The following is a 5,142-nucleotide window of genomic DNA, read 5'->3' on the forward strand; positions in this document are numbered from 1 at the left end:
CCTCGTAATAGCCGAGGCCGACGGTGACGCGGCCGGAATGGCGGTGCGAATAGCCGAGATAGTTGAGGATGCGCGGATCCTGCTTGTTGGCGGCGAGGCTGAGCACGGCAATCGCCTCGTCATAGCGCCCGGCCATCGCCAGCGCGTGGCCTGCATCATAGATGCTGTCGTCGTCGAGCATGCCTTCCTGGGGCGCGACGCACTTTTTCTTCTTCTTGTCCCAGACCTGGCCCTTCTTGCACTGGGTGACGGTTTCGTCACCGCCGCTGCCCCCGCTGCCCGCGGCGAACACCGGAACGGCAAGGAACTGTAGAACGAGCAATGCGCTCGCCGCCTGGATCAGCACTCTTTTATGCATCGAAACCTCCTGGAGGGGTGAGAATGCAATACTAACGCCGGTCGGCTTGCGTTTCATCCCGGAAAATTGCGGGCGGGAGAACATCAGGTGACGGATGCCGCGAATCCGCTATCATCCGGCAAACGACCTGAGGGAGACGGCCCTTGCAGCGGCGGCTTGAAAAGGACTGGGAGCTTTCGATCGGCCCCGACACGGTGCGCCTGTTCATCCTCAAGGCCAAGGCACTGAGTGCGGCCGTCAATGAAGACTATGCCGATGGCGCCGAGCACGAGGTCGAACTCGACGGCGAGTCCCATGTCAACCATCACCATGACGGCCTTGCCGAGGAAAGCTCCGAGAACCTGACCGAAGAAGAGCTGCGCGAGCTGATCAACGACCTCAATGTCGATGAAGCAGCCGAGCTGATCGCGTTGGCCTGGGTCGGTCGCGGCGACTACGACGCCACCGAATGGGCGGACGCGCTGGCCGCCGCGCGCGAACGCGCCAACAAGCGCACCGCGAAATACCTGCTTGGCATGCCGCTGCTCGCCGACTGGCTGGAGGAAGGGCTGGAAGCGATCGGTGCGTAACGGAGCGGTTACCGTTCGTGATGCGGCCAAGGCAACCACCTTGCGTCGGCGCCGTTGAGGGCGATGGGGTCGATCGTCTTTTCCCGAATATGCAGGATTGCGTTGACCGTGGCCGTCACGGCCTTGCTGGTGATGCCGGTCGAGGCGAGACATCGCCATCGGCATCATAAGCCCCCGACGCCGCGGGTCGAGCAGCCGCTGACACCACGAGCCGACCAGCCCCTGAAACCAAGGGGCGGAAAGCGTTTGAAACCACGGCGCCACCGGCAGGTCACGCCAAAGCAGACACAGCAGAAAACGCAGACATCGCTGCCCTCGCCTGCCGATGTTCCCGTGCCCGAACCCGGCACTCCGATAACCCAACCCGGCATTCCGGTGCCCGAACCACGCCCGGCGGACGCACCAAAGGCTGAAGCTGCAAAGACCGAGGAGCAAAAGCGCGTAGGGCCGAAGGCCGCGGAAGCGCCCGACCGTTTCAAGGAAGAAAAATCCCACCAGGAAAAGCAGGCACGTCCCGAGCCATTGGCTCCGGAGCCATCAACCGGGGAAAACGAGCCGGAGCCGCCGGACGTCGCGCCAACGCCGACACAAAAGCCTGACATTGCAGAACCCGAGGCCCAGCCGCCAACCGTCGCCCCGCAGCCACCGCAAAAGCCGGCCGACGCGGACGAGAAGAAGATGCTGCCCGATCCGCGCTCGGCCGACGTGCCCGATGAAAAAATGCCGGTCGAGGAAGTCGCATGCCGCGAACGGCTAAAGACGCTCGGCGTCGAATTCGAAGAGTACAAGGCGGAAAGCCAGCCCGAAATCGGCTGTTCGATTCCCTACCCCATCGTGCTGAAGACCCTTGGAAAGTCGATCGCGATTGCCCCGGGCACCGAGCTCAACTGCAAGATGGCCGAGGCGACGGCGCGTTTTGCCGCCGATGTCATCCAGCCGGCGGCAAAGGCCGAATTCGGTGCGGACCTGAAATCGATCGGCCAGGCATCGGCTTTTGTCTGCCGGCCACGCAACGGCACACGAAAACTGTCGGAACACGCGTTCGGCAACGCGCTCGACATCGCCAGCTTCACGCTGTCGGACGGCAAGAAGATCGAGGTCGGCCCGGCGCCGCCGGAGAAAGACGCCAAATTCCTCAACAATGTTCGCAAGGCCGCCTGCGGACCCTTCAAGACGGTGCTCGGCCCAGGCGCCGACGCCGATCATTCCCTGCATTTCCATCTCGATCTCGAACCGCGCCGTCATGGCGGAACGTTCTGCCAGTGATCAGGGCTGATCCAGGCCGCGTGCCGCAATTCGGCCGCAGGCATGAACGCGGACGCTGAGTTTTCCTTTACCCTTGATCGTTAAAATGCCGGATATCCATCAACGGGATTCCGCCAATGGCCGGCAAATTTCGGGCCGTGTTTTTCGCCACCGCGCGCCAGTCAAAATATGCAGCAATGCTGACCGCCGGTCTGGCGCTGGCGGCGCTTTCCGCCTGCAACACCGGCAGTGTGCTGTCGCTGCAGCCGGCCGTCGACGTCGGCGCGCAGACGGCTGCCGTGCCGCAATATGCCGGCATGCAGAAGCTTGTCCCTTCCAATCCGTACATGACGCAGGCCGCTTATCCGCGCATGGACGAGCCGATGTCGCCCGTCGAGCAGATGCCGGCCAGCGAAACCGACTGCCGTCAGCAATTGAAGCGCCTCGATGTCGCCTACACCGACCTGGCGCCGATCCATGAAGGCCAGTGCGGCATCGATTATCCGGTCAAGGTCTCGGCCATCGGCAACATCCAGATGAAACCCGCCGCAACCCTGACCTGCGACATGGCAGCTACCTTTGCCGGCTGGACGAAGAACGAACTCGTTCCCTCCGCCCGCTGGCGTTATTTCTCCGGCGTCAGGACCATACACCAGGGCTCCAGCTATTCCTGCCGCCGGATTGCCGGCGAAGGCGTCCTGTCCGAACACGGCAAGGGCAATGCGCTCGACGTCATGAGCATCGAGCTCAACAATGGCGACGACATCGATGTGCGCAAGCCCGGCCTGTTCGCCTTCCGCACCCGTGGCTTCCTCAACAATGTGCGCGCCGACGGCTGCCAGTACTTCACCACCGTGCTCGGCCCCGGCTACAATTACGACCACCGCAACCATTTTCATTTCGACATCAAGAACCGCAAGAACGGTTATCGCGCCTGCCGTTAGATCGGTGCCGGGTATCCTTTGCCTGAATGCCATGACAACGCCTAATGTGATGCCGGAACATTTGAGCGGCATTCATGGGTCAACGAAGCGTTCGGCGACGCATTATGATCTGGGCGGCGACCTTGTTGGCCGCGTATCTGGCGCTCGCCTATTTCGCCGCACCGGAATTCTGGACGTTCCGCGATCGAGGTTTTCGCACGCATCGCTTCGAGATGCTGACGCACACGCCGCAAGGCATTCCGGGCGACCCGATCAATGTCGGCCTTGTCGGCACGCAGAAGGAGGTGGTCCACGCCTTTGCCGTTGCCGGCTGGGACACCGCCGACGCCGTCACCCTGAAGACCGCGATCGAGATCGGTGAAAGCGTGCTGTTCGACCACCCCTATCCCGATGCGCCGGTCAGCAGGCTGCTGTTCGATGGCCGTGCCCAGGATCTCGCCTTCGAAAAGCCGGAGGGCATCAGCGCCGACCGACGGCATCATGTCCGCTTCTGGCAGACCGATGCAAGCGGCGACGATGGCCGGCCGCTGTGGCTGGGCTCGGCCAGCTTCGATCGCGGCGTCGGCTTCAGCCACGACACCGGCGCCGTCACCCACCATATCGGCCCCGACATCGACGCCGAGCGCGATTTCCTGATGCGCGACCTGGCCACTGCCGGCATGCTGCTCTCGACCAGCGACATATCGGGCGTCGGCGCCACCAAGGCGGGACGCAATGGCGGCGGCGATCCCTATTTCACGGACGGCGAGGCAATTGTCGGCGTGTTGAAGCAGTTGCCATGACATCGCAAAAGTCAGGTCGTGGTGATCACGATCTTGCCGAACGGCCCTTTCTCCAGATGTTGCAAGGCCTGCGGCACCTCATCGAAGCCAAAAACCTTGTCGATGACCGGCTTGATCGCCAGCGCCTCGATCGCCTGATTCATGCGCTCGAAAGCACGGCGATGGCCGATCGACAGGCCCTGCACGGTGATGCGGTTGCGCATGAAGGGCAGGATGGGAAAGCTGAGCTCCATCGCGCCCAGCAGGCCGATGATCGACAGCCGGCCGTCGGCGGCCAGCGCGTTCAGCGATCGCCGTGCATTGTCGCCGCCGACCATTTCCAGCACGTGGTTCACGCCCAGCCCGTTCGTCAGCTCACGCGCGGCATCGTCCCAGGCCGGTTGCGTGCGGTAGTTGATCCCTTGCCAGGCGCCAAGCTTTCTCGCCCGCTCAAGCTTTTCATCACTGCTTGAGGTGACGATGGCGCGCAGGCCGAACGCAGTGGCGAACTGCAGCGCAAACAGCGACACGCCGCCGGTGCTGCATAAGCACACGCTGGGGTCGTCGCTGTCGGGTATGCTTTCCGATCATGTCATCTTCGGCGAGGACGCCAGCGTGTGCTTATGCAGCACCGGCGGTGCGTCGCCATCCGGCCAATCGGCGATCACCTGGCCAAGCACGCGCTGGCCGACCTGAAAGCGGCTGACGGCACTGCCGACGGACACCACTTCGCCCACCGCGTCGGATGTCGGCACGAAGGGAAAGGCAAGGTCGGGGATCAGCACGCCGTCCACGATCATCTTGTCCTTGTAGTTGAGCGATACGGCCTTGGTCCGGACCAGCAAATCGTGCGGCCCTGGCTCGGGCACCTTGCCTTCCACCTGGCTTAGCCTCGACAGGCCAAAACCGCTCATCTGCCAGGATCTGTTGATTGGGGTGCTCATGTCGTCTCGCGCTCCGTGCATTGATGCCAGGCGAGACATTTATGCCTTTCGATTATAGAAAATAGTGCTTCCGTGCGGTATAATTTGACACTGATTGCGGACTAAAAGTCGACAATAGGAAATCGCCATGGAAACGGCCGACCTGCAAGGCACCGTCGCGTTTGTGCAGGCGGTGGAGGCCGGCAGCTTCACTAGCGCCGGCGAGCGGCTGCATGTGACGAAGTCGGCGATCGGCAAATCGATCGCGCAGCTGGAGCAGAGGCTCGGCGTTCGCTTGTTGAACCGCACCACCCGCAGTCTCAGTCCGACCAGCGAAGGCAT

General features: G+C 62.7%; 8 protein-coding genes. 5 read left to right on the top strand and 3 right to left on the bottom strand.

Annotated features, from left to right (window positions below):
* On the bottom strand, nt 1-358 hold a 358-nt coding region (locus ENZ74_RS20865), incomplete at its 3' end, for a tetratricopeptide repeat protein (RefSeq protein WP_127274074.1).
* Nucleotides 359-501: 143 nt separating this feature from the next.
* Between ENZ74_RS20865 and ENZ74_RS20870 the strand changes: the two genes are divergently transcribed.
* The 4 genes from ENZ74_RS20870 to ENZ74_RS20885 all read left to right on the top strand — a co-directional run bounded on the left by ENZ74_RS20870 (nt 502) and on the right by ENZ74_RS20885 (nt 3,898).
* Nucleotides 502-927: a DUF3775 domain-containing protein gene (locus tag ENZ74_RS20870; protein ID WP_013530064.1), complete on the top strand. Its 426-nt coding sequence runs from the start codon at nt 502-504 to the stop codon at nt 925-927.
* Nucleotides 928-1,059: 132 nt separating this feature from the next.
* Nucleotides 1,060-2,193, top strand: a complete 1,134-nt coding sequence (locus tag ENZ74_RS20875; RefSeq protein WP_063170317.1) for an extensin family protein — start codon at nt 1,060-1,062, stop codon at nt 2,191-2,193.
* Between the two features lie 116 nt (nt 2,194-2,309).
* On the top strand, nt 2,310-3,116 hold the full coding sequence (locus tag ENZ74_RS20880) for an extensin family protein (RefSeq protein ID WP_027162117.1): 807 nt from the start codon (nt 2,310-2,312) through the stop codon (nt 3,114-3,116).
* Between the two features lie 74 nt (nt 3,117-3,190).
* Complete coding sequence (locus ENZ74_RS20885; protein ID WP_063168816.1) at nt 3,191-3,898, top strand: LssY C-terminal domain-containing protein; 708 nt, start codon at nt 3,191-3,193, stop codon at nt 3,896-3,898.
* A gap of 11 nt (nt 3,899-3,909) precedes the next feature.
* Here ENZ74_RS20885 and ENZ74_RS35245 read toward each other — a convergent pair whose 3' ends face one another.
* Both ENZ74_RS35245 and ENZ74_RS35250 read right to left on the bottom strand, forming a co-directional pair.
* Entirely contained in the window at nt 3,910-4,431 is a 522-nt protein-coding gene (locus ENZ74_RS35245) for an NAD(P)-dependent alcohol dehydrogenase (RefSeq protein WP_245470983.1), read from the bottom strand.
* Nucleotides 4,432-4,464: 33 nt separating this feature from the next.
* Nucleotides 4,465-4,821 carry an alcohol dehydrogenase catalytic domain-containing protein gene (locus tag ENZ74_RS35250; RefSeq protein ID WP_245470984.1) on the bottom strand — a complete coding sequence of 119 codons (357 nt, stop codon included), beginning with the start codon at nt 4,819-4,821 and terminating at the stop codon, nt 4,465-4,467.
* Nucleotides 4,822-4,948: 127 nt separating this feature from the next.
* Between ENZ74_RS35250 and ENZ74_RS20895 the strand changes: the two genes are divergently transcribed.
* A partial coding sequence (locus ENZ74_RS20895) for a LysR family transcriptional regulator (RefSeq protein ID WP_164761103.1) occupies nt 4,949-5,142 on the top strand: 194 nt, incomplete at its 3' end.

Source organism: Mesorhizobium sp. M7A.F.Ca.CA.002.15.2.1, assembly GCF_003998715.1.
Taxonomy (GTDB): Bacteria; Pseudomonadota; Alphaproteobacteria; order Rhizobiales; family Rhizobiaceae; genus Mesorhizobium; species Mesorhizobium ciceri.